At 58.2% G+C, this 23379-nt stretch carries 31 protein-coding genes and 1 pseudogene; 23 read left to right on the top strand and 9 right to left on the bottom strand.

The features are described from left to right. Position 1: 1 nt before the first annotated feature. The 7 genes from B4I46_RS17295 to B4I46_RS17265 are packed head-to-tail and all read left to right on the top strand — an operon-like array spanning position 2 to position 5765. A complete protein-coding gene (locus B4I46_RS17295) occupies positions 2 to 517 on the top strand; it encodes a PilL N-terminal domain-containing protein (RefSeq protein ID WP_286901137.1) in 516 nt (171 codons plus the stop codon). Beyond that, positions 514 to 1185, top strand: coding sequence for a hypothetical protein (locus B4I46_RS17290; RefSeq protein ID WP_286901135.1), 672 nt, complete (start codon positions 514 to 516; stop codon positions 1183 to 1185). Before B4I46_RS17295 ends, B4I46_RS17290 begins: the two co-directional genes overlap by 4 nt. Before the next feature lie 10 nt (positions 1186 to 1195). After that, positions 1196 to 1915, top strand: coding sequence for a TIGR03759 family integrating conjugative element protein (locus tag B4I46_RS17285; protein ID WP_286901134.1), 720 nt, complete (start codon positions 1196 to 1198; stop codon positions 1913 to 1915). Then, the gene (locus B4I46_RS17280) at positions 1897 to 2451 is read left to right on the top strand and encodes a transglycosylase (RefSeq protein WP_286901132.1); all 555 of its coding nucleotides are present in this window, start codon (positions 1897 to 1899) and stop codon (positions 2449 to 2451) included. The genes B4I46_RS17285 and B4I46_RS17280 overlap by 19 nt, the downstream gene beginning before the upstream one ends. Further along, complete coding sequence (locus tag B4I46_RS17275; RefSeq protein ID WP_349681956.1) at positions 2448 to 2867, top strand: integrating conjugative element protein; 420 nt, start codon at positions 2448 to 2450, stop codon at positions 2865 to 2867. The genes B4I46_RS17280 and B4I46_RS17275 overlap by 4 nt, the downstream gene beginning before the upstream one ends. A gap of 9 nt (positions 2868 to 2876) precedes the next feature. Further along, positions 2877 to 5003: a type IV conjugative transfer system coupling protein TraD gene (traD, locus tag B4I46_RS17270; RefSeq protein ID WP_286901131.1), complete on the top strand. Its 2127-nt coding sequence runs from the start codon at positions 2877 to 2879 to the stop codon at positions 5001 to 5003. 33 nt (positions 5004 to 5036) lie between these two features. Beyond that, a complete protein-coding gene (locus tag B4I46_RS17265) occupies positions 5037 to 5765 on the top strand; it encodes a TIGR03747 family integrating conjugative element membrane protein (protein WP_286901129.1) in 729 nt (242 codons plus the stop codon). Between the two features lie 182 nt (positions 5766 to 5947). Here B4I46_RS17265 and B4I46_RS17260 read toward each other — a convergent pair whose 3' ends face one another. Continuing rightward, entirely contained in the window at positions 5948 to 6181 is a 234-nt protein-coding gene (locus B4I46_RS17260; protein WP_197885039.1) for a hypothetical protein, read from the bottom strand. A gap of 153 nt (positions 6182 to 6334) precedes the next feature. Between B4I46_RS17260 and B4I46_RS17255 the strand changes: the two genes are divergently transcribed. Together B4I46_RS17255 and B4I46_RS17250 are read left to right on the top strand one after the other, a co-directional pair. Further along, positions 6335 to 6667, top strand: coding sequence for a hypothetical protein (locus tag B4I46_RS17255; RefSeq protein WP_286901128.1), 333 nt, complete (start codon positions 6335 to 6337; stop codon positions 6665 to 6667). A gap of 241 nt (positions 6668 to 6908) precedes the next feature. Continuing rightward, entirely contained in the window at positions 6909 to 7064 is a 156-nt protein-coding gene (locus tag B4I46_RS17250; RefSeq protein ID WP_197885006.1) for a hypothetical protein, read from the top strand. Between the two features lie 10 nt (positions 7065 to 7074). Here the strand turns inward: B4I46_RS17250 and B4I46_RS17245 are convergent, their stop codons facing one another. Then, positions 7075 to 7680, bottom strand: coding sequence for a DUF488 family protein (locus B4I46_RS17245; RefSeq protein ID WP_232109334.1), 606 nt, complete (start codon positions 7678 to 7680; stop codon positions 7075 to 7077). A 244-nt stretch (positions 7681 to 7924) separates the two neighbouring features. Between B4I46_RS17245 and B4I46_RS17240 the strand changes: the two genes are divergently transcribed. The 7 genes from B4I46_RS17240 (at position 7925) to B4I46_RS17210 (ending at position 13559) form a co-directional block, all read left to right on the top strand. Further along, positions 7925 to 9127 carry a zinc-dependent alcohol dehydrogenase gene (locus tag B4I46_RS17240; RefSeq protein ID WP_286901125.1) on the top strand — a complete coding sequence of 401 codons (1203 nt, stop codon included), beginning with the start codon at positions 7925 to 7927 and terminating at the stop codon, positions 9125 to 9127. An 18-nt stretch (positions 9128 to 9145) separates the two neighbouring features. Continuing rightward, entirely contained in the window at positions 9146 to 9379 is a 234-nt protein-coding gene (locus B4I46_RS17235; protein ID WP_197885007.1) for a PLD nuclease N-terminal domain-containing protein, read from the top strand. Between the two features lie 36 nt (positions 9380 to 9415). Continuing rightward, positions 9416 to 10741 (top strand): SDR family oxidoreductase, encoded by a 1326-nt coding sequence (locus B4I46_RS17230; RefSeq protein WP_286901123.1) that lies wholly within the window; start codon positions 9416 to 9418, stop codon positions 10739 to 10741. Between the two features lie 95 nt (positions 10742 to 10836). Next, on the top strand, positions 10837 to 11694 hold the full coding sequence (locus tag B4I46_RS17225) for an SDR family oxidoreductase (RefSeq protein WP_197885009.1): 858 nt from the start codon (positions 10837 to 10839) through the stop codon (positions 11692 to 11694). Between the two features lie 389 nt (positions 11695 to 12083). Then, on the top strand, positions 12084 to 12587 hold the full coding sequence (locus B4I46_RS17220; protein ID WP_286901122.1) for a CinA family protein: 504 nt from the start codon (positions 12084 to 12086) through the stop codon (positions 12585 to 12587). A gap of 65 nt (positions 12588 to 12652) precedes the next feature. Then, a complete protein-coding gene (locus B4I46_RS17215; RefSeq protein ID WP_209868260.1) occupies positions 12653 to 13105 on the top strand; it encodes a hypothetical protein in 453 nt (150 codons plus the stop codon). A gap of 10 nt (positions 13106 to 13115) precedes the next feature. Then, positions 13116 to 13559 carry a DUF421 domain-containing protein gene (locus B4I46_RS17210; RefSeq protein ID WP_209868259.1) on the top strand — a complete coding sequence of 148 codons (444 nt, stop codon included), beginning with the start codon at positions 13116 to 13118 and terminating at the stop codon, positions 13557 to 13559. 24 nt (positions 13560 to 13583) lie between these two features. Here the strand turns inward: B4I46_RS17210 and B4I46_RS17205 are convergent, their stop codons facing one another. After that, a complete protein-coding gene (locus B4I46_RS17205) occupies positions 13584 to 13724 on the bottom strand; it encodes a hypothetical protein (protein WP_286901119.1) in 141 nt (46 codons plus the stop codon). A 348-nt stretch (positions 13725 to 14072) separates the two neighbouring features. Here B4I46_RS17205 and B4I46_RS17200 point away from each other — a divergent pair, with 348 nt between their 5' ends. The 3 genes and pseudogenes from B4I46_RS17200 to B4I46_RS17190 all read left to right on the top strand — a co-directional run. Next, positions 14073 to 15827, top strand: a complete 1755-nt coding sequence (locus tag B4I46_RS17200; protein ID WP_286901353.1) for a glycoside hydrolase family 15 protein — start codon at positions 14073 to 14075, stop codon at positions 15825 to 15827. Positions 15828 to 15928: 101 nt separating this feature from the next. Next, entirely contained in the window at positions 15929 to 16393 is a 465-nt protein-coding gene (locus B4I46_RS17195) for a hemerythrin domain-containing protein (RefSeq protein ID WP_197885012.1), read from the top strand. Between the two features lie 76 nt (positions 16394 to 16469). After that, positions 16470 to 16694 (top strand): annotated as a pseudogene (locus B4I46_RS17190) (hypothetical protein); the annotation flags it as partial. 224 nt (positions 16695 to 16918) lie between these two features. Here B4I46_RS17190 and B4I46_RS17185 read toward each other — a convergent pair. Then, positions 16919 to 17998, bottom strand: coding sequence for an ATP-binding protein (locus B4I46_RS17185; RefSeq protein WP_286901115.1), 1080 nt, complete (start codon positions 17996 to 17998; stop codon positions 16919 to 16921). Next, a complete protein-coding gene (locus tag B4I46_RS17180) occupies positions 17983 to 19557 on the bottom strand; it encodes a PAS domain-containing protein (protein WP_286901114.1) in 1575 nt (524 codons plus the stop codon). The genes B4I46_RS17185 and B4I46_RS17180 overlap by 16 nt, the downstream gene beginning before the upstream one ends. Before the next feature lie 254 nt (positions 19558 to 19811). Here B4I46_RS17180 and B4I46_RS17175 point away from each other — a divergent pair, with 254 nt between their 5' ends. Then, on the top strand, positions 19812 to 20228 hold the full coding sequence (locus B4I46_RS17175; RefSeq protein ID WP_286901112.1) for a low affinity iron permease family protein: 417 nt from the start codon (positions 19812 to 19814) through the stop codon (positions 20226 to 20228). Here B4I46_RS17175 and B4I46_RS17170 read toward each other — a convergent pair. The 4 genes from B4I46_RS17170 to B4I46_RS17150 all read right to left on the bottom strand — a co-directional run bounded on the left by B4I46_RS17170 (position 20225) and on the right by B4I46_RS17150 (position 21899). Then, a complete protein-coding gene (locus B4I46_RS17170) occupies positions 20225 to 20665 on the bottom strand; it encodes a response regulator (RefSeq protein ID WP_197885014.1) in 441 nt (146 codons plus the stop codon). The two genes, B4I46_RS17175 and B4I46_RS17170, sit on opposite strands and share 4 nt — an antisense overlap. 516 nt (positions 20666 to 21181) lie before the next feature. Continuing rightward, positions 21182 to 21406, bottom strand: coding sequence for a DUF2188 domain-containing protein (locus B4I46_RS17160; RefSeq protein ID WP_197885015.1), 225 nt, complete (start codon positions 21404 to 21406; stop codon positions 21182 to 21184). Positions 21407 to 21421: 15 nt separating this feature from the next. Next, positions 21422 to 21571 (bottom strand): hypothetical protein, encoded by a 150-nt coding sequence (locus B4I46_RS17155; RefSeq protein WP_197885016.1) that lies wholly within the window; start codon positions 21569 to 21571, stop codon positions 21422 to 21424. Positions 21572 to 21605: 34 nt separating this feature from the next. Beyond that, complete coding sequence (locus B4I46_RS17150; protein WP_197885017.1) at positions 21606 to 21899, bottom strand: DUF6555 family protein; 294 nt, start codon at positions 21897 to 21899, stop codon at positions 21606 to 21608. 525 nt (positions 21900 to 22424) lie between these two features. On the opposite strand from B4I46_RS17150, the gene B4I46_RS17145 reads away from it, so the two are divergent. From B4I46_RS17145 to B4I46_RS17135, 3 genes are read left to right on the top strand one after another with little or no spacing between them, the layout of a single operon-like run. Continuing rightward, entirely contained in the window at positions 22425 to 22760 is a 336-nt protein-coding gene (locus tag B4I46_RS17145; RefSeq protein WP_197885018.1) for an RAQPRD family integrative conjugative element protein, read from the top strand. Then, on the top strand, positions 22747 to 22986 hold the full coding sequence (locus tag B4I46_RS17140; protein ID WP_041167230.1) for a TIGR03758 family integrating conjugative element protein: 240 nt from the start codon (positions 22747 to 22749) through the stop codon (positions 22984 to 22986). Before B4I46_RS17145 ends, B4I46_RS17140 begins: the two co-directional genes overlap by 14 nt. Before the next feature lie 15 nt (positions 22987 to 23001). Then, entirely contained in the window at positions 23002 to 23379 is a 378-nt protein-coding gene (locus B4I46_RS17135) for a TIGR03745 family integrating conjugative element membrane protein (protein WP_286901106.1), read from the top strand.

The following is a 23379-nucleotide window of genomic DNA, read 5'->3' as shown; positions in this document are numbered from 1 at the left end:
CATGCACACACCCACACTCTCCACCCTCGGACTGATGATCGCCCTGGCGGGCTGCAGCACGCCGCCACCGCCTCCGGCCTCGGCTCCCGCAGCACCTCCCGCATTGCCGGCGGCATCGCTTAAGCCGAAAACCCCACTTCCGGCCTGGGTGCGCCAAGACCGCTACACCCTGGTCACTACACGACCGACGCTGGAGCAGCGCCAGCCGCTGTATCAATTGGTCAACGTGCAGATCGCGCCAGCTCTGCATGCCACCGTCGGTGAAGCACTGCGTCATATGCTGCAACGCTCGGGCTACGCGCTGTGTGCCGATAGCGCTGCAGTGGACCGCTTGTTCCGTCGCCCGCTGCCCGCGGTCCAGCACCAGCTCGGACCGATCTCGCTGCTGGACGCCCTAACCATCATCGGCGGTCCGGCCTGGCAACTCGACATTGATCCAGTCGATCGGACCGTGTGCTATGCCCTGCGCGTGCCGTCGCCCACTCCCCCCTTCTCGACTCTGGAGCTCACGCCATGAAGGTCCTCCATTTTCAGGCCTTGGTGATCGGTGCCCTGTGCCTGGGCGCCGCCGTGCTCGCCGCCGAGGCCTACAACCATCATCAACAACTGGCCGAGCTCCAGGCTGACGCCCGCAATGCTCCAGCCGATCCAGCGCCGGCCCTGCGCCGTGATATCGATGCATTGGGTGCCAGGCTTACTACGCTGCAGCCGCAGGTCGTGGCGTTGGGCGAGGCGCAAGGTCGACACACTGCGGCGCAGGCCGCGCTCGGCCAGCAGCAGGATGAACTGGCCGTCTCGCTCAAGGCGCTCGAGGCGGCACCGCCAGGTCCAAGCAGCAGCGATCTGACGGCACTGGAACGACGGCTGGCTGCGGCAGAGGCCAAGCTCGAGAAACTGACGACCCGTCCTTCTGTGCCTGCGGCCGCCAACACCCAGCCAAAGGCCTCCACGGATGGAAAAGCCAAGGCCAAGGCGCTGACACCGCCCTTCACCCTGCTGGGTATCGAGACTCGAGGTGACGCCAGGTTTGTGGCAGCCCTGCCCGCGGGTGCGCATTCGCTGACGACCGTGCACCTGCTGCAGCCCGGCGACAGCTTGAACAGCTGGCAGCTGCGCGCGATCCGCGCGGACCAGGTGGTGTTCCATGTCGCAGGGCATGGCGACCACACACTGCCCCTGCCGTGAAGAGGTGCGTATGGCTCGGTTCTCCATTCTCTCGCTTATCCTGGTTCCCAGCTGCCTGTTCGCAGGACTGGCGTTGAGCGCGCCAAAGCTGGTCGACTCGGCTCCGCAGTTCAGCGAACAGACGCCACTGGGTCGGCAGGCATCTGACGCAACTCGGGCAAAGGCCTGGGGGCTGACGGCGGTTGAGTGGGGCAAGTTCGAGCGCCTGCAGGCTGGCCCCCGCCACTACTGGTCGCCGCAGCTCGACCCACTCACCACCCTCGGGGTGGAAGCCGACTCGGACCAGGAACGGCAACGCTACGCCGAGCTGCAGGTCCGTCTCGAAGCCAAACGCGCCGAGCGCGAACTGGCCTACCAAAAAGCCTATACCGCCGCCTGGGCGCGACTGTTCCCGGGAATGCTGCCCGTGGAGGCCATAGCCGACAATCCAGAAGCTACCCCTGCCGACCGCTTTGCCCTGTTTGTGGAGGAACGCTGCCCGCCCTGCGTCTCCAACACCCAGCAATGGCTGCAAGGCGGCGCGCACCTCGATGTGTACCTGGTCGGCAGCCAGGGTGATGACGGACGTCTACGCCAATGGGCGCGGGGCGCCGGCATTACCTCCGCCCAGGTCAGCAGTGGCCAGGTCACCCTCAACCATGACCGCGGCCGCTGGTTCGCCCTGGGCGCCAGCCGCCCCTTGCCGGCGCGCTACCAGCAGGTGGACGGGAAATGGCAGCGCATCGACTGATCCTGGCGCTGGCCTTGACCGGCTCCACGGCCATTCACGCGGACGCGCTACCGCCGCCTGCGTATCAACTGGCCGCCGCGCGCGCCGGCATCCCGGCGTCCGTGCTGTTCGCCATCGCCCTGCAGGAGAGCGGTACGCCACTACGAGGTCACCTCATGCCCTGGCCCTGGACCCTGAATATCGCGGGCACACCGCTGCGTTTCGCCCGCCGTGATGAGGCGTGTGCCGCCCTCAAACAGGCACTGGCCCGCCACGATCCCAAGCGCATTGATGTCGGGTTGGGCCAGACCAACATCGGCTACCACCCGGACCGCTACCACAGCGCCTGCGAGGCTCTTGATCCGCGCGCCAACCTGGCTGTGACTGCCGAGCTGCTGCGCGCCCACTACGCCGACAGCGGTGACTGGGTCGTGGCGGCGGGCCGCTATCACCGGCCTGCTGGAGGGGCGCCTGCAGCGCGCTACCGCCGACAGTTCAGCCAGCACTGGCAGCGTATCCAGGCGGTAGTGGCATCTCCGCGAGGGCTACAGCCATGAACCGTCTGTGCTGGGTAACGCTGTGTACTTGCCTGTGGTGGACGGGTGGTGCGCTCCCGGCCCCAAGCCAACTGCCCGATCCCCGAGCGCTGAATTGGACCCTGCCCGTGCACAGCACACGCCTATCACCCGGTGCCGTGCCGCCAAGGTCGTTGAAGCTGCCCGGGTTCACGCCGCTGTTCCTGGTCGGGCACGACGCCGCATCTCTGGAATGGTTGGCCCAGTATGCTCAGAGGCTGCAGAACCTGGGCGCCAGCGGTCTGGCCGTTGAAGTTGCCGACATCCAGGCGCTGCGACGTATCCAGGCGACAGCCCCGGGACTGGACATCTGGCCGGTGAGTGGCGACGACATCGCCGAACGCCTGGAGCTGCAGCACTACCCGGTGCTGATCACGCCCACCGGCCTGGAACAGTGAGGGCTCATCATGGGCGAGCATACGATGGAGTCCCTGCTACGCCCTGCGGTGGAGCTGTACACCGTGGGCATCTGCGCCGGTGCCGGCGCTCTGTGCCTGCATTCGCCCTGGGCGGTGGCCCTGTCGCCCGAGGTGGGGGCAGGCATGGCCCTGGCCTACACCGCATTCGGCCTGAAGCGGCTTAACGAGGCACGGATCGTCCTGCGCTACCGGCGCAACATACGCCGCCTGCCGCGCTATTCGCTAACCAGTCGCCAGATTCCGGTGAGCGGCAAGCGCCTGTTCATGGGCCGCGGCTTTCGCTGGACCCGCCTGCACACCCAGCGTCTGCTCGAGGCGCAGGACCCGGCGCTGGCCCGCTACGTCAATCCATCGACTGCCCACCAGTGGGCGCGGCGAATGGAGCAACTGCTAGAAAAAGCCCCACCCGGTCTGTCGCTGCTGCCCCACCTGACCGCCTGGGACAGCCCATTAAACCCCGTTCGCCCGCTGCCACCGGTGGGTGGCTCGCCACTGCTGCATGGCGTCGAGCCGAATGAACAAGAAGCCAGCTTACCGCTGGGCGAACGCGACGGGCACACCTTGGTGCTGGGGACCACGCGGGTCGGCAAGACGCGCCTGGCCGAGGTCTACATCACCCAGGACATCCACCGTTCCAGCCAGGAGGTGGTCATCGTCTTCGACCCCAAGGGTGATGCCGACCTGCTCAAGCGCATGTACGTGGAAGCACGCCGCGCCGGGCGCGAGCATGAGTTCTACGTGTTCCACTTGGGCTGGCCAGAGATCTCCGCCCGCTACAACGCCATCGGCCGCTTCGGCCGCATTTCCGAAGTCGCCACTCGCATCGCTGGCCAGCTCAGCGGCGAAGGCAACTCAGCGGCGTTTCGCGAGTTTGCCTGGCGCTTCGTCAACATCATCGCCCGGGCCCTGATCGAGCTCGGCCGGCGCCCCGACTACCTGCAAATCCAGCGGCACGTGGTCAACATCGATGCGCTGTTCATCGAATACGCCCAGCACTTCTTCGCCCGCCATGATCCGCAGGCCTGGGAAGCGATCGTGCAAATCGAGGGTCGCTTGAACGAGAAGAACATCCCGCGGCACATGATCGGCAGGGAAAAGCGCGTGGTCGCCATCGAACAGTACTTGACCGCCAAGCGCATCTTCGACCCAGTCATGGACGGTCTGCGTTCGGCCGTGCGCTACGACCGCACCTACTTCGACAAAATCGTGGCTTCACTGCTGCCGTTGCTGGAAAAACTTACCAGCGGCAAGACAGCGCAACTGCTCGCCCCCAACTACACCGACCTTGACGATCCGCGGCCGATCTTCGACTGGCTGCAGGTCATCCGTAAACGCGGCATCGTCTACGTCGGTCTAGACGCGCTGTCCGATGCTGAGGTGGCGGCTGCTGTCGGCAATTCGATGTTCGCCGACCTGGTCTCCGTCGCTGGCCACATCTACAAACACGGTATCGACCACGGCCTGCCAGGCTCCTCCAGCGCTGCGGACAAAGTGCCCATCAACCTGCACGCCGATGAGTTCAACGAGCTGATGGGCGACGAGTTCATTCCGCTGATCAACAAGGGTGGTGGTGCCGGTATTCAGGTCACCGCCTATACCCAGACCTTGAGCGACATCGAGGCACGTATCGGCAACCGGGCCAAGGCCGGCCAGGTCATCGGCAATTTCAACACCCTGCAGATGCTGCGGGTACGGGAAACCGCGACCGCGGAACTGCTGACCAACCAATTGCCCAAGGTAAACGTGCAGACCCGCACCCTGGTCTCCGGCGCGACGGACACAGCCGATCCTGATGCCCGGACTGACTTCACCTCCTCCTCGCAGGACCGGGTTACCACGACCGCCGTGCCACTGATCGAACCGGCGCACATCATCGCCCTGCCCAAGGGGCAGATGTTCTCGTTCCAGGAAGGGGGGCAGCTATGGAAAGTGCGTATGCCACTGCCCAAACCCGCCAGTGACGATCAAATGCCGGCGGACCTGCAGATCCTGGCCGCGCGCATGCGCGAATCCTACAACGCCAGTGCAGGGAATTGGTGGAGGAGCGGTGGCGGTGCACCGACGGTCGATTTCGATCCCGAGATGCCTCCACCAGGGCGCAGGCACTCAAATTAGCGCCATGAGCAACCGAATACTCTGGAGCCCCATATGCCTACCACCCCAGCCAGCCCGACTCCTCCACAGCGAAGTCCGGGACTCATCTTCGGCACGCTCGAGCTATGCCTGCGGCTACTCGGCCTGCTGTTCGCGTCGCTGATCTTCTCCATCATGCTGGAATTCGTAGGCATGCTGTGGTTCTGGCCCGAGCAGGGCTGGCATCACAGCTATGCCATGGGGCTAAGCGAGCTGGGCTGGCTCAGTGGCCACTTCAAGAATTCTCTTCTTGTGCAAGAACCAGCACAAGCGACGGCGAAGGTAATCGAACACCTGAACGACTGGGTCGTGGTGCGCTCTGGATGGGCGACATTCCATAACCAGCTGAAACTGCTCAGTCGAGATGCGTCATTACATGGGCAGCTCGCGCAGATCTACGTTGTGACACAGGAGTATCTGCTAGCGGCTCTGTTTACGGTCTTCACTTTTGTGGTGCGACTGGCCGTTCTCACACTGGCGATGCCCTTGTTCCTGCTCGCGGTGATCACCGGTGCCGTCGACGGTTTGATGCGCCGTGACCTTCGCAAATTCGGAGCGGGCCGCGAAAGCAGTTTTGTATACCACCGTGCGAAGAGGACACTGTTACCGCTGATGGTCAGCCCCTGGGTAATTTATCTCTCCCTCCCTTTCACGGTGAATCCTATTTGGGTGCTCCTGCCATGCGCTGCATTGCTTGGATGGATGGTGGCAATCACGGCTGCAACATTCAAAAAATATCTTTGACTGTCATTTATTCACAGCGGACTATCAGCCCCATTAATTAGAAGTAAGTAAAAAAAGGTCGTTCAATTCAATAAGTAAGCCGACCGTCATAGTCGCTCAATACTTTCAGCGACCAATCAATCTAAGCCGGATTGTGGCCACGACTTATTTCAATAGACAAGCGCACGACCCGTTCGCCTACGTTAAGCATGACCAGCAACATTTGAGTCGTTCAGATCTCGCGGGCTATTGCGGTACTCGCACTCATGCTCCGCTTCAGCGCGTGAGGAGAAGTTAAAGCTCAATCGAATTTTCTCTTGAGTATCGTAAAGATCATAGCCGTTACTTAGTGCGGCTGGAAAACCGGTGCGCCTTGGAAAAAGCTCCTTTTCCCGTGGCACAGCAGGAACCACAACAAAGCGCGTCTGCATGATCACCCCCCTTCGCAAGCCATTAGTATTAGTAGGATTATGTGAAAGCATCAAGCCAGACCATGGTTTTTCCTAGGGGGCACAGCCTGACACTATTCAGCTAGCAGCACCGCCTCACGCGGGCTACGCTGTCTTGACGAAGATTATGAGGAGTCAGTCATGCGACAGCGGGGAGAGGTATTTTGGGCTTGGGCAGATCCGAACTTGCACCACAGGACACATCAGGAGCTGCTTGACGATGGCGCTTCCCTGGACGTCCAGGTTCGCCTGTCGCGTACCGGCGACACCCAACTCTTTATCGGTATCTATGAGTCGACAGGCGCGATGAGATACGAGGAAGCATATGACAAGCGGCCTGGAGAAACGATGAGTCGAGCGATGGTATGGGCTACAGGTCGAGCTAGGGTAGTTGCGAGGGAACAGAGACCTGCTGGAGAGGGGCGAAGTACTTCAGGTGCCCATAGCGTGATCCACACCAAAGCTGGGGGGTGAATGGATAAAATTTCTCAGCTCGAGGACGACATCGACCGGCAGGGACGCATTGCAAGTGCCCTTGAAAGGCAGATAGCTCCTTGCCCGAATCCGGGCTGCAGCACTTCTGCGCTTTAACGACTCACTCAGTGCGTAGGCAGCTTTGTGGCGGAAGTTTTTCTCGCGGAATGAGAATGAACGCGTGCTCCCGCCAGCAGCCTAACGCCTTGAACAGTCATTCATGCAACGAGGTGTAAACGCCATGGCCGATCCAAAGCAAGACAATATCCCCCTGACACTCGATCCTTACGTAGACCCAATCCCGCACAACCCCGGTGAGCCGGTACCAGAGCCGGAGATGGAAGTTCCAGATTGGCTCGAAGGTCAGGTGCCGCCTGAAGAACAAACTGATGGCTGAAGGTTTGAGGCTAGGTTGTAAGACTCTTGATATCCACTTTTTCCTCGGGGCGGGGGTACAGCACCTTCAGCTCTTGAGGGCGCGCTGCCGGAGTGAGGGTAGCCTTGCTAGATTTGGCCTTCTCCATGATGTGAAACACCGGGATTCCTCGGATCAGTAAGTAATCGCTGACGATTCTCCGATGACAGCGCCACCATACTGCTTCAGCGCACATGATCACGCACTGCTGCGTTTTGCTTACGGTAATCAACTCTCCTAGCCCCTCAGCAAAAGCCGGGGAAAGCGCGTAATCCGCATAGTTGTGAAAGCCGCGATTCTCCCAGTACGCATTTGCATTTTCTGCAATCGTTGTCGACTTCTTGCGCAACCCGCCTAGCTTGGGTAGTTGACGGTAAGTGATCCCACACCGGTTCAATGAGTCAGGAAGCAGATCGATGTTGTATTGAGGATTCGTTCGGGATTTCGGCACTGTACGTATATCAACCACACACTCGACCTTGAAGCTGTCTAATAGCCTCACGAATTCGTCGAAGGATCGGTTTGAGTGTCCAATCGTATAGATCACAGAACTGCTCATACTCCACAGCCTCCTATGAATGACGATCAAGAGCATCATGTCGCCACAACCTTGGGTTCCATGCCAATGCTCACGTCATCGTGGGCACGTTGACCTATCGATGGGCATCCGCGCTTCGCATCAGATCTGATGATTCGATACTAGTAGGGCCATGATTGTTCAGCACTTCTCACAGAAGCATTGCATGCCCCGCCGCCCGACATATTGCTCTGAACTTTGCTGCCCATAATGCCTTCACCTGCATACCCATTATTCATCCATGCAGCTGAAGGAGTTGATCCCGATGAGAGCACTGACCTACCACGGAGCCAACGATGTCAGAGTCGATACCGTCCCTGACCCCGTCATCCAGGAGGCGGATGACATCATCCTCAGGGTGACCGCTACCGCCATTTGCGGCTCGGATCTGCATTTGTATCGGGGCAAGATCCCGCAGACGGAGACCGGCGACATTTTCGGCCACGAGTTCATGGGCATTGTCGAGGACGTCGGCAAAGGCGTGACCAACCTGCAAATTGGTGACCGCGTGGTGATCCCCTTCGTGATCGCCTGTGGCAGTTGCTTCTTCTGCCAGCACGATCTGTTCGCCGCCTGCGAAACCACCAACACCGGGCGCGGTTCGATCATCAACAACAAAGGCATCCCACCGGGCGCCGCCCTGTTTGGCTATAGCCACTTGTATGGTGGCGTGCCGGGAGGCCAGGCCGATTACGTGCGGGTGCCCAAGGCCAATGTCGGGCCCTTCAAAGTACCCACCACCCTGGGCGACGACAAGGTGCTGTTTCTCTCCGACATCCTGCCAACCGCCTGGCAGGCGGTCATCAATGCCGAGATTGGCCAAGGTTCTTCCGTGGCTATTTACGGTGCTGGGCCGGTCGGCTTGCTCAGTGCCGCCTGCGCCCGAATGCTCGGTGCCCAGACGATCTTCATGGTCGATGACAACGACTACCGCTTGGCCTACGCCCAGGATGCCTACGGCGTTATCCCGATCAACTTCGAGCAGGATGACGACCCCGCCGACAGCATCATTCGCCAGACGCCGGGCATGCGTGGCGTGGATGCGGCCATTGATGCAATAGGTTTCGAGGCCAAGGGGAGCACCACCGAAACGGTAATGACCGCGCTGAAGATCGAAGGCAGCAGCGGTAAAGCCTTGCGTCAGAGCATTGCAGCAGTTCGACGCGGGGGGGTGATCAGCGTTCCGGGAGTCTATGCCGGCTTCATCCACGGCTTTCTGTTCGGTGACGCTTTCGACAAAGGACTGACGTTCAAGATGGGCCAGACCCACGTACATAAATACCTGCATGAGCTGCTCGAACACATTGAGGCCGGGCGCCTGCAACCCGAACTGATCGTCACCCACCGTCTTGCTCTGGAAGAAGCGGCTCTGGGCTACAAGATGTTCGACCAGAAACAGGACAACTGCCGCAAGGTCATCCTCGTTCCCGGGGCTGTCGCCGGAACCTTGGGCCCTGACTACGTGTAAGGCACGGGAGACAAGAATATGAACGATCTAGCCATGTACTTCTGGATCGCGGTCGCGGCGATTCTCCTGCTTGTTGACTTGTGGGCCATTGTCAGTGTGTTCAGAAGCGACAAGTCCGATGCAACCAAGGCGCTCTGGGCACTACTGATTGTCGTGTTTCCCCTTGTGGGGCTAGCTATCTGGGGGATCGCCGGCCCGCGCGGGATCAAGCGCGGCACAGGGCCGACATCCGATGAGCACAGCAAAGGTTGAGCATCCTGCATTCGACTGACCGAAGGAGTTCACAAAATGATTGATCAAGCGACAGGCATGAAAAACGGCGAACGCTATCGTGTGGAAAATGTCGAGCGTGCTCATCAATTCCCGGGCTTTTTTCTCGACGGCAAGTATTACCTCTGCCCAGAGCTTTTGACCGCACTAGGTTGGCTAGAAGGTACTCGTTTCATTTACGACAGTCTGGATGCCAAGGGCGAGCCCGTATTCCCGAATCGGGCGGCGGGCACCATTGAGGGGCTGATCCTGACATTGGTCGATGGCACATCGCTCGAGCTTTGCAGAATCGAGGCCAGTGAAACCATCGCGTCCCTTGATGACGGCAAACAAAACCTGGAATCGGCAGATGCCACTAACACCTATCCGATCAAAGGCCCTCTGCGAGGCAAAGTTGTGGTCATCACGGGCGCCTCCAGTGGCATAGGCCGGGCCGCTGCGCTAGCGTTTGCCTGCAAAGATGCTCGTCTGGTGCTTGCTGCAAGCGATGAGGAAGCGTTGTTCGATGTGCTGGATGAGTGCACAGATTGCGGTACTGACGCTGTGGCGATCACCACCGATGTCACTAAAAGCGATGAGGTCGAAGCACTCGCTGCACGCGCGGCCGAATTTGGCCATGGACGGATAGACATCTGGGTCAACAACGCCGGAGTGGGCGCAGTGGGCAATTTCGAAGATACCCCCCTCGAGGCCCATGAGCAGGTCATCCAAACCGACCTGATCGGCTACCTGCGCGGCGCATACGTGGCCCTTCCCTACTTCAAGGCACAGCGCAGCGGCATTTTAATCAACACGTTGTCACTGGGTAGTTGGATCGCACAGCCCTATGCGGCTGCCTACTCTGCAAGCAAGTTCGGCTTGCGTGGCCTAACCGATGCACTACGCGGCGAACTGGTAAAATTTCCCGCCATCCATGTTTGCGATATCTATCCCGCAGTCATGGACACACCGGGTTTCAGAGATGGGGGCAACTACACCGGCCACGCGCTCACACCGCCAGGGCCGATCTACGATCCGGAATTGGTGGCAAAGGCCATGGTTGCCTGCGCTATTTCCCCTCGTGCGCATATCACTGTGGGCGCCGCCGCCCGCTTCGCCCACCTGGTCAGCTTCCTCATACCGGGACTGCCACTGCTTTCAGGCCGGCTGACGCGATGGGGCCTAGATCGCAGCCCGAGTAGCGAGATATCGTCTGGGAACCTGTTCAATCCACCTAGTGGTCGGCGCAGTGTACAAGGTGGTTGGCGAACCCAGAAAGTCAAAAAACCACTGTTTGTGGGCGCTGCCTTGCTGGGAATTATTGCTGGTTTTGCCGTCTCCCGTTCGCAACGCAAGCGTCGCTAGACCACTTGTCGTTCAAAATCGGCATTCAGTTCAACAGTGGCTTCTCCAACCGTTCGAACTGAAGTGAGCGTTCTTAACTGCAGGAGCTTCCCACCATGAGCGACTACCCTACTCCTCCATTCCCATCCCAACCGCAAAGCGTGCCAGGTTCGCAGCGCAAGATGGAGCCGTATCCAGACTGTGGTGAACAGACCTATACCGGCAACAACCGGCTTGAGGGTAAAGTCGCGTTGATCACGGGTGCAGACAGCGGCATCGGTCGGGCCGTGGCCATTGCGTATGCCCGTGAAGGCGCAGACGTTGCTGTTTCCTATCTGGATGAGCACGAAGATGCGCAAGAGACTGCGCGCTGGGTTGAAGCTGCTGGCCGTCAGTGCCTGCTGCTCCCCGGCGATTTGGCGCAGAAACAACACTGCTACGACATTGTCGACAAGACCGTGGCGCAGTTCGGTCGTATTGATATTCTGGTCAACAATGCCGCTTTCCAGATGGCACATGAGGGCCTGGACGAGATTGACGACGATGAGTGGGTGAAGACCTTCGATACCAACATCACCGCCATTTTCCGTATTTGCCAGCGTGCGCTGCCCTCGATGCCAAAAGGCGGCTCGATCATCAATACCAGCTCGGTCAACTCTGACGACCCGTCACCCAGCCTGTTGGCATATGCCGCCACCAAAGGTGCGATTGCCAATTTCACCGCAGGCCTCTCCCAACTGCTGGGCAAGAAAGGCATTCGGGTCAACAGCGTGGCACCCGGCCCGATCTGGACACCGCTGATTCCTGCCACCATGCCAGATGAAGCCGTCAGGAACTTCGGCGCGAGCTACCCGATGGGTCGTCCTGGCCAACCGGTTGAAGTCGCACCGATCTACGTCTTGCTGGGATCGGATGAAGCCAGCTACATCTCCGGTTCGCGCTACGCTGTGACCGGAGGCAAACCAATCCTCTAAGCGTGCTGATGAGGCTTGCTATTGCGAGCCTCAATGCTTTCTCATTCCTTCATCTCGTGCTGACTGCTATGCGCTTATGCGCTCGATTGGTGATCAGTAATTGATGAAGAAATTGGGTCAATGCGCACCGTCGACGCGTTTCTCGTCAGCCTGAGGCTTCAAAAGTGACTACGTGAGACCCACCTTCTTTGAGCTTCGACTCGCCTTCGGTATCTATCTTTCTGCTGTGATGGTTTGAGAATGTGAGCTCGCTCGACCTTCGCCGTCAGTGGGGACATCACGGTTAGCCGATTTCAGATCAGATATCCGAGAAAAGACTGGCGATAACACGGTGAACCATTCGCACATCAAATGCGTCCACCGCAAAAGAACAACGAGTCTACACCAAGATGGCAAGTGACCCCGTACTGGCCGTGCTCGGCTATCTCAAAGACCACCACCTGGTACTCACCACTGCCGAGTCCTGTACAGCAGGCTGCATGGTCGCTTTGCTGGCGGCCTTCCCAGGTACGGGCGAGGTACTGGAAAGCGGCTATGTCGTGTATTCGCCCTCCGCCAAGAAGCGGCTGCTAGGTGTGAGTACGGAAACCATCGAGCGGTACGGGCTGACCAGCGAGCCAGTTGCCTGGGAAATGGCGTTAGGGGCATTGAAAGACAGCGATGCCAACGTCGTTATTGCAACAACCGGTGTAGCCGGGCCTGGCCCAGCATCCGGGGTTTTACCCGGCACGCTGTGCTTCGCGTGGGCGTTCGCCGGCGACCCGATTGCCGTGTTTACCTGTACCCAGCTTTTTTTTGGTGAGCGAGCGCAGGTCATGCACGACGGTGCCGTCTATGGGCTCACCCGCCTGATCCATTATCACAAGCGCTGGCTACGTGGGGAGCGCGCCTGAGGGCTAAAACTGTGACGGATGATGAACTGGTGTCCAGACAGCACCCTGTTCAGGAAGACATGGCCATGCAACAGCGCGTTTGGCGCTTCGAACGCGTGGGTTGGTACGTGCTGGTGGTCGTTGTCTTACTTGGGTTGGCCGGCGTCTTCGGCAATGGCCCGCTCAGCAATGCCCAGGTTACAAGCGCGGATGGCCGTTTGCATGTCGAGTATCAACGCCTCAGCCGTAGCGGCACGACTGATTCCTTGCGCATCACGGTTCGCGGTAGCGCCCGAGACCCCATCATGGTGCTACTCGATGGTTCACTACTGCGCGAAGCCAGTATCGAAACACTGCAACCCCAACCACAAGCCTCGCTCTCACAGGGCAAGGCCATTCTGCTGCAACTGGGTACTAGCGAGGATGGTAGTGCCACGCTCTACCTCACCGTGCGCAGCGAGTATGTGGGCACCCTTGAAGGTATGGTGCGTGCAGGCCCATCCAGTGCTGTCCACTTCACCACCTTCCTATTTCCTTGAGGAGCGATTGATGGATTCGATCCTCCGCGCAGCCGGCATGTACATCGCATTGATGCTGTTGTTTCGCGTCGCCGGCAGACGCTCACTGGCCGACCTGACCACCTTTGACTTCGTCCTGTTACTGATCATCGGCGAAGCGACCCAGCAGGCTTTGCTGGGCGATGACTTTTCCTTCACCAATGCCATGTTGGTCATTGCGACGCTGATAGTGCTGGATGTCGGACTGTCGCTCGCAAAACTTAATTCCAAGCCCTTGGCGCGACTGCTGGACGGCCACGCAACGCTGGTCGTCGAGAATGGCCGTTTTCTCCACCATCGCATGCGTCGAGCTCGGCTAACGGAAGACGACATCCTCGAATCGGCGCGAGACAGTCAAGGTCTCGAAAAAGTAGAGCAGATCAAATTTGCCATCGTCGAGCGCAATGGAAAGATCTCGATCATTCCCGACGAGTGACGACGCTCTTATGCCTGTGCTGATTCAAGTGACGAGGATGGCATGATGAGGTTCGATAACGGGGACGGACACACAACCGCGCCGGGTAATGAGCCACTCTCGCATCCGGGGGGTATCGAAGATTTGCTCCTCTTCCATCATCACCAGAACGAGCGTTTGGGACATGCGATAGCTCCCGCACTGCGAGCAATGGCGCTCCTCCCAACCGGTACCACATTCAACGGACTCAGCATGCCCGGCGCAAATCAGACAAGTCATGAAGCCTCCTTTTGCTCTTGTTAGTGGAGGGTTGAAGTCAGGCGACTGGCGCCTGTGACGCTATTGAGATTTCGATGGCCATTTGAAATTCCCTTTATTGTGAATCCTTAAAAGCTCACGAGCTGGAAATTGAGACGAACTCTGTATTCGACGGCTATGTCCGAACAGGACAACCTATCTCGGAGGCGTCGCGTGGAAATTACATCGCTCGATGGATGGCAACACGGGGAGCCTCAGCGGGATGACGGCGGTTGGTTGTTGCTGGAGGAATACGGAGCGCTCGGCGATGGGCGCTCTGTAGCCTTGATTGGCCTGGATGGATCTATCGACTGGTGGTGTGTACCCCACATGGATTCCCCTCCGCTGTTCGACCGATTACTCGCGCCCCATTCAGGTGGATTCTTTTCCATTACGCCATGCGAAAACTGCCGCGCAGAACGCCGTTACCTTCCGGACAGTAATGTACTGGAGACACTGTTCGTCACGCCCAGTGGCCGGGCCCGGCTGACCGAGTCCCTCAACAGCGGGACAGCGGGCCGTTTGCCATGGGCCGAACTCGCCAGACGCATAGAGGGGATCGAAGGGCAAGTCGATTTCAAGATCGCCATCGACTTTGGCACCCAAGCCGACACCGTCAGTCCCTACCTCGCACCGAACGACAACGGCTGTGTCTTCCATGCCGGGCACATTCTCGGCATGTTCATCCACGACACCCAGGTGCGTATTGATCGCAAGGATGATATGGGCGTCAGGGCATTCATCAGCGTTGGCCAGGGACTGCGAACCGTACTGGCTATCGTCGCGGGCCGGGATGAGCCGTTGGTGCTTCCCCCGCTCGAACTCATCGACGAACGTATCGATGGCTCCCACCGTGAGTGGCAGCAATGGTCGAAAGGCCTGATCTACGACGGCCCGTTCAAATCGCTGGTTGTCCGCAATGCGCTGGCATTGAAGATTCTGCTGTCCTCACCGAGCGGCGCGATCATGGCGGCGGGCACCTCGTCGCTGCCTGAGCGGATAGGCGGGAACAAGAACTTCGATTACCGCTTCGCCTGGATCCGGGATGCCGGCTATACCATTGAAGCCTTCCTCGCTATCGGCGCGCAGCCTGAGGCCAAGGCAGCCTTCACCTGGCTGCTGAATCGGCTAGGTGAACATGGCCCACGTGTGTTTTATACACTCGACGGTGCAATCGGAGAGTGCACCCGCCCGGTAGACCTGCCGGGTTACAAAAACTCGCCACCGGTGGTGGGTAACGACGCTCGCGACCAGCTCCAGCATGGAGTATTCGGCGACATATTCGAGACCGCCCGCTGCTTTATCGACAGCGGCAATATCCTCGATGCGACAAGCGCGATGATCCTCTCTGGGCTGGCCGATCAATGCGCCGACAGCTGGAGGCAGGCCGACGCCGGTATCTGGGAGCTGCACGAACAGCGTCATTACACGCTGTCCAAGATCAGTTGCTGGCAGGCGCTGAGCCGGGCCATCGAATTGGCCGATGGCGGCCACCTACCGACTACATGCCGGGAGCGCTGGCAACGAGAGCGGCAGCGTATTACGGCATGGATCGAGGAACATTGCTGGAGTGAAAAGCGCCAGGCTTACGTATTCTACGCAGGCAGTGACCGTCTCGATGCGTCGATCGCACTTGCAGTGCGCTTTGGCTACCCCTCACGGCAGCGCCTGAGCAGCACACTCGAAGCCGTGGAGTCGGAGCTCGGTACTGGCCCTTTCCACTACCGCTATAGCCAAGCCAGTGAAGAAGAAGGCTGCTTCCTGGCCAGTACCTTCTGGCTCATCGAAGCCTGGGCGCTGCTGGGGCAATGCGAGCGCGCCCAGTCGGCGTTTCACGGTGCGGTGAACGGCCTGGATCATGGCATCGGCATCTACTCCGAAATGATTGATCCCGCTACCGGTCACTTTCTCGGCAACTTGCCACAGGGCTTGACCCACCTTGCGGCGCTACGCGCTGCCCTGGCACTTGGCGGCGAAGGGCCAAAAAGGTGATTGGGGCGCGCACCAGCCATCACAAGCGTTGAACCCCATGGGTCAACTACGACTCAACTCACAAGAATTCACTATTTTCCCGACCGCGATGAGGTGAGCGTATGAATGCAATTGACCTGTTGATTCGAGATCACAAGGTGGTGAAGAAGCTACTGGAAGAGCTTTCATCAACCACGGAACGTGCCGTCAAGAAGCGCGCTGAATTGCTTCACCGGATTGAGCAGGAACTGCAAATCCATACTGCCTTAGAGGAAGAAATCCTCTATCCGGCGATAAAACAGGCCGGTGGCAAGGAGGAGGCGAAGATGTATTACGAAGCCAAGGAAGAGCACCGTACTGTCGACTCACTAGTGCTCCCTGATCTGCTTCATACGGAAACCGGCACACTCGAATTTGCCGGACGAGTGAAGGTGATGAAAGAGCTGCTTGAACATCATATCGAGGAGGAGGAAGCCGAGCTGTTCCCTACTGCGAAGAAGCTTCTAGACAAAGACGAACTTGAACAGTTAGGCCTCACGATGGAGGCGCAGAGAAAATTGCTCAAGGGCGAGCAGCGGGCAGCTTGATTTCAGAGCGCTTCGCCGGACTCGGTTCAACCGGTCTGGCAAGCGCGTATTAGCTTAATGATTGGGACTGCCTCTGATGGAGAACTGGATCGAATTGCTGGAATGGCCTGCCATGGCGGTTACTGTGCTGGCAGCCTGGTGTATCGGATCGCGCCGTCCCGGACGGCGCAAGGTGGGGTTCTGTTTTTTCATTGCCAGCAACATACTGTGGTCAGTCTGGGGCTGGCACGCAGAAGCTTGGGCGTTAATCGTGCTGCAGGTAGTGCTGTGCCTCATGAACCTCAGGGGCTGGAGAAAGAACAAAAGCAATTCTGAGAAAGCACACCGCGGAGGTGATTCACGGCCAGGACACTGGAAGAACTCAGACGGGGAAAAGTCGTTGTTCTCAAATTCGCATGGGCAAATCAACCCCTAATTTTTGGTATTGAGTTCCATGCCTCCGGCCGCCTCCCCGCAACAGTTCCATGCCAGGTTGCGCCCCATAGCCAGACCCAGCATTTGAGGCTGTAGCCCCTTCATGATTTTCTAGCGTTGCTGAAGCATTCCAGCCACTTTTTCAACCAGCAGGCGGATGTCAAAAGGCTTCGTTATGACTGCAGTGGTCGGCGTGAGAAATCCACCCTTCAGCACAGATGCTTCAGCGAAACCGGTGACGTACAGAACACGCAAATCAGGAATCAATTCACGAGCAGCATCAGCCACCTGGCGACCATTCAGCGCGCCTGGCAGACCGACGTCGGTGACCAGCAAATCATAGATACGACCCGTCCGTAGGACGTTCAAGGCGCCGGTTCCGCTTTCGGTTTCTTCGACGTCGTATCCAGCATCTAGCAGCGCTTCAACCATGGACATTCGCACAATTGGCTCATCGTCAACGACCAGCACTCTGCCCCCACCCTCGCTTGGAGTCTCGCGGTTTCTTGAGTGGTCTCCCTCATCGACCTCCAACTGTCCCTCGAAGCGAGGAAGCATGAGGCGAATCGTGGTGCCCACACCTTCTTTGGAATGAACATCCACCTGCCCTCCAGATTGGCGCACGAATCCATGCACCATGGAAAGTCCGAGTCCGGTGCCCTGCCCTAATGGCTTCGTGGTGAAGAAAGGGTCGAAGATGCGCTTGATATCACTCTGAGATATGCCTGTTCCCGTGTCTGCCACCGCAATCACAATGTATTCACCAGCGGTAAGGTCAGCTCGGAGCGCTGCTTCGGCTTCGAGCTCTATGATTTCCGTGCTGATAGAAATTGCCCCGATACCATTGGGCATGGCATCCCGAGAATTTATCGCCAGGTTCAACAGCGAACTTTCCAACTGCGCCGGGTCAATCCGAGCCAATCCAATTTCAGGCTCTAGCTGTGTGATGACCGTAATCGCTGGCCCAACTGAGCGACTGATCAGATCCCTCAGGTCTTCGATCAAAACATTGATGTCTGTAGGACGGGGATCCAATGTTTGTCTTCTCGAAAACGCCAGCAGTCGCTGGGTGAGCGAGGCGGCGCGTTTGGCGCTGACCTGGATGCCATTGAGCAGTAGCTCGCTGGAATCCGAATTGCCTTGCCTCAATCGACGGGAAAGCAGATCCGCACTCCCTAGAATGGCAGCCAATATATTGTTGAAATCATGCGCAATGCCGCCGGTGAGTGCCCGAGCGCCTCCATTTTCTGCGCTTGGCGCAACGCTTCGTTGGCCTGTGAAAGCTCTTCGGTGCGTTGGGCTACCCTATCTTCAAGTGTCGCCTTCGCCTGTTGCACCTGGCGATACAGTTGAGCGTTGTCGATGGCTACCGCCGCCTGCGCCGCTAACGCTACCATCAGCTGTTCATGTCGCTCAGTAAAACGGCCTGGCTCGGGGTGGCCAAAGAACAACCCACCGAGTACATCCCCGCTTCTGGATACCACCGAGATAGCCAGATAGCTGCGCACAGGAAGATGCCCTTTGGGCATGCCGCGATGGGGTTCAAACTGGCCATAACGAGGGTCGGCCAGGATGTCCGCAGAACGAACAACGCCCTCGTTGCGAAAAGTAGGTGCAAACACGGGGGTGGCGCGGGGATGGCCCAATGTCTCAAATGCCGAGCGATCCGCGCCCGACAGTGTATAGAGCTTTAGATGAGCGCCGGTCGCATCAACTTCGTTGGCAAAGTAGGAACCGAATGCCGCACCAGTCAGGGCCATTCCGGAATCGGTCAGATTCTGGACGATGCGTTCGAGATTGAGATCACTAGCGAATACGGCGTTGATGTCCCGAAGGATGCCGAGCGTCCGGCTTTCCTCCCTCAAAGCCTGTTCAGTCTCGACTCGATTGGTAACGTCGAAGCCTTCACAGAAAATTCCGGTCACGCCCCCACTGTCGTCAAAGATAGGCTCGTAGACGAAATCAAGAAAGCGTGTGGCTTTGCCTTCCGGGCTCCAGGAAAGCGAAATCGGCTGACCTGTTGCGACGAAACGTTCACCGGTTGAATAGACCGTGTCGAGCCAGGAGAAATATCCTTGACCCTGCAAATCAGGAAAGACTTCCCGTATCGAGTGATTCAGATAACCTCGGTCACCGAAACTTCGTCGAAAGGCTTCGTTGACAAACTCGAACACGTGCTCGGGGCCTCGGAGAATGGTAATGAAGCCCGGTGCCTGATCGAACATTCGTCGATCACGACCTAATGTGATATGCGATGGAACGGGCTCCATTGCCGAAGGGTGCACCTCCTGTCCTTGCACGAGGATTCCACTCACCTCCCCGGCTGCACCTCTCATAGGACTCAGGCTAAACGCCCAAGGTTTCTCGCGATCGAGCCTAACTGGAAATTCCGAATCGGATAGGAGCAGTAAGGCACCTTTTTCCACTACGGCATCAAGCTGCGACGCTACGCGCCCCCAAACCGCCGTCCACACCGCATGAGCGGGCTGGCCAAGCGCCTCAGGATGACGATGGCCCATGGCTGGAATCCACGCATCGTTATAGAGCACCGCACGATCAGGCGACCACAGAAGCGCTGATGGCAGATCTGAGGTAAGCAGAAATGCAAAAGCATGCTGCAGTGCATCCGACCACTGAGCTCTATCGCCAATGGCAGTTGAGCGCCAATCGATGAGGCCCCACGGTTCGGACAAATCACCTCGCGTTGCGAGGCTTGTGCTTATAGTTGATTGATGATCGCCGGCGCTCATGGTTGCCCAAACCTTCAGATGGAGTACTTAAATTTAAACCATGATCAGGCGTTGAGCCTGGCTGTCAGACAGTTTGCGCTCCAAACACCTGGCGGCTGAAGAGAGGTGAAGAAGGCGGGATCCAGCCACCGTACGGGCAACAGCTACTGTCTATCCAAATTTCAGATGTGGCGCAGCTTGCACTACGCAAATGTAAAAAAAATTTCCCAGCGTCAGTGTGGTCAGAAAAATGTGACCCCTTTTGGACACCAATCATGAAATTCGCCCAGTTCTGCCAATGGCTTGCAAATCACTCTGGCAAGCCGAGTACATTCCTGATCGCGGTGGTACTGATCGCCATGTGGGCGGCTTCAGGCCCCTGGTTTCATTACAACGATACCTGGCAATTGATCATCAATACGTCTACCACGATCATCACCTTTCTGATGGTTTTCCTAATCCAGAACACTCAAAACCGTGACAATGACATCATCCATGTAAAGCTGGATGAGCTCATCCGGGCCACAAAGTCAGCAGAGCGCTCAGTGCTTGATTTGGAGGCACTGGACAACCGGCAAATACACGAGCTCAGGAAGGAGTACCGTGCGATGGGAAGTGCATGCGAAAGCCGCCCTGCTGACCCTACCGAACCATCAACAGATGAGGCCCTGGGCGACACCCTGCAGCGCTAGATACGTCTCAGTACCCGCCCTCCTGCTATTTGAATCGGTTGCTGTTTTCGGTGTGGAAGCGCTTGGTCTATCGCGACGATGAGTTCTTCAAGAGACCAGGGTTTGAAAAGATAGATAACGGGAGGTGTTACCTCTGAAGCATTCAGTTGATAGCCGGAGGTGAGGATGGCAGGCAACCCGGGCCATTTTTCATGAGCCATGGAGATGAACTCCATGCCTTTAATGCTGCCAGGAACCCCATGGTCTACAACCATCAAGGCGCACTCACCTTTCAAACGCATGAGGTGCATCAAGGCATCTTCGGCATTGCCAAAAGCGTCGCAGCCTGCTCCCAGCTCCACGAGGATATCCACCAAAAGTGTTCGTAAGGTTTCATCGTCCTCTACCACAACGACCGTCATCCCTGACAGCGACAGCCCCTCGACATCCAGTTTCATCAGCCTCTCCAGTCATAGCGGAAGAATTGAGTGTTCCACTCATGGTTGACTACGTCGATGGCGGCATATGGCCATGCAACATTCAAACCTCGCTGCCTACCGGCAACTGACCCTGGCCCTCTCTCATAAAGATCTCCAAGGTCTTTGGCCCTATCCCTTCGAATGACAGGAGCCAACGGCTAAAACCTTCATTGCTGAGGTCGCCAGCTTGCAGCGCCTCAAGCTGAGCTCCCCACTCGTTTTCCAATATGCTAGCTATCACATGCAGACGCCGGGCAGTCGACTGATCGTAACGGGCGTAACCTCCCTGGCCGAGCAAACGGACGAGTGTCGAATGCGAGCAGCGAGCGAGCCTACCCGGTGTATCCGCAGCTTGTTGGTCGACCAGTACTCGATAAGTCTGCACTGCGACGCTTGAGCGAATCCGCTTTCCCATCAGGAAACTGGCGAGCAACCACCTGAACAACCCTTCGGCGCTCGTGATATCAATGCCGAGATCACGAGCTGTGACAGTGTTCACCCCTTGGTTCGACGTGGGTCAGCTGAGCGGGGGTAAGTGCGCTCCTCTTCAATCGTGCCATCTGCTTTGTGAATCTTCACAGAGGCCGTTTTACCATCCAAGAAATCCGACAGCATGCTTACCAGTTCATGTTTCGTCGCAGCTCGTTTGGATGCACGGTCGGCACCGGCTTTCTTCAACTCCCATCCATCTGACGTCGGGCTGAGGTGGTAATTGTCCATAGTGTCATCCCTTCTTTATATCGATTGGCCATCGGCCTGAATGTCTTCTTCCGCTTCAACTGCGCCCGCATCATTCAGAGGCGGCGAACTAGGCTTTTCCGGATCATTGATGAAGGGGATGTCGCTTGGCCCCTTCTCTTCGGTTCCCTCGGTCTTAGTCTGCATAACTGATTCTCCAAAACTGATCCATTGCATAGCGCTACGCGCCACTAGCCCCTTCCGAGAACTTCTTGAAATCAATAGGCGGAGGTACGAATTCCGGCCCCTGCCCCGCTAGCCTCCACCTGACCTCGGAAACGCCATAGCGCTCGGCCAAAGGACGGCTCACCAGCTTGATATTGTGCTGACCAAACCTTGGGATGATGCCGACACCGGCATCGCAGCTCGCCCAATGCCACGCGGCGGCGTTGTCCATCTTCTCCAGACGGATGATAAACGTGCGTTGCTCACCGTGGAGTTCGTATTCAATTACATACAATTGCTGTCCAGCCATGAGAGTCCCTCCTTCTGCCTATCCGCTATTGATGCAATGTATTAGCAAAAATTCAGTCTCGAAGCCAAGCGGTGAGGCAGAGAAGGCGCTACTGAGAGGGGCGGGATGCGACGGAATATAGCCCCGGACATCACTGCTATGGACGATCTCGGGGTCCACAGACTTGAATGTTTATCGGCTACTGCCAAAGTCGGTGAGTTTCCGCAGCCCGAGCTAAAGGGCAATCCCGCACACGATGCTTTGAAATCCGCCCCACATGGATGTCCGGCAGTCACATGACATGATCGGGATTGAGGAACTGTGGCGATTTTCTTGTCAGCTGCTTTTCGATCAAAGACTGGCAGTTACCGTTTAGCTACCGGTGCTGATGGTGGCCAGACCGCTAAGAGTCGGAGCTACGGATGGTGCAAGGTGCTCCCGCTGCTTCCTTCTGTCCTAAAGCGAAAGCTCGCAGATCCCTTTAACCCATGCCAAACGCGCTCTAAGTACTCAGGGTGAATGCCAAATACCCGGCTGGATTTCGCCATGAACACTTCCTCTTCCGCCCTGTTGCTTACCTGTCTGGTGTCGCTTGGCTCCACCGCTCAGGACTCGCCGGAGCGTTCAGATCTCGGCCTGGTGCAACGGCAGATCACCGCCATCGAGCAGTTGGTCGACCGTGCAAACAGCGTTTCTGTCGATGCCGTAGGGGCCCGCTATCGCTTCGATTATTCAAGGTTCGCTGCGGACCTTGAACGTGTGCGTCAAGGCATCCACACATACCTATCGCCCTGCCGCGCGCAGCCAGCTGACATGGCTGAGCTGACCGGTGATTATCGCACTGAAGCGTCCCTCGCGAGGCCATCCGATGAGCATGACTGACGCCCAACTCAGCGCGTTCTCTGCCGTGGCCGGGTTTACTCCCCAGCTCAGCTCGGTGCTGTGGCGCTCATCAGTGCTGGTGCTCGCATTGCTCTGGTGCACTTGGGCCCTGTGGACCGGCTACCGCGGCTGGGCGGCCGGCAACCTCAATTTCGGTGCGCTCGGCGGCAGCACGCTGCGTCTGGCCCTCGCCCTGATCGTGTTGATGTTTTTCATGCTGTCGTAAGCAGGAGACTTTGCCATGAATCTCTCCCGTCGTTGCCATCGCTCGCTCGTTCTGTTGCGGGAATCCTATTCTCAAGTCCTGTTCGGGGGCCTGGTGCTGCTGAGCTCGACGCTAGCCTGGGCTGACCTGCCGACCATGGAGGCGCCTTCCCGCGGCGAAGGCTCTGGACTGATCGACACCATCAAGAACTACGCCTACGACGGCGGCATCCTGCTCGGCCTGCTGATCGCCACCCTCGCCTTCCTCGGTGTGGCCTGGCATTCGCTCACCGTCTACGCCGACGTGCAGAACCAGCGCAAGACCTGGAAGGACCTTGGCGTCGTGGTCGGCGTCGGCGCGCTGCTGGTGGTGGTGATCCTGTGGTTCCTCACCAAAGCCGCGACGATCCTGTGA

It is taken from the genome of Pseudomonas sp. UBA7500, assembly GCF_002478435.1.
Lineage (GTDB): Bacteria > Pseudomonadota > Gammaproteobacteria > Pseudomonadales > Pseudomonadaceae > Aquipseudomonas > Aquipseudomonas palmensis.
This window is presented reverse-complemented; position numbering and strand designations above follow the sequence as displayed.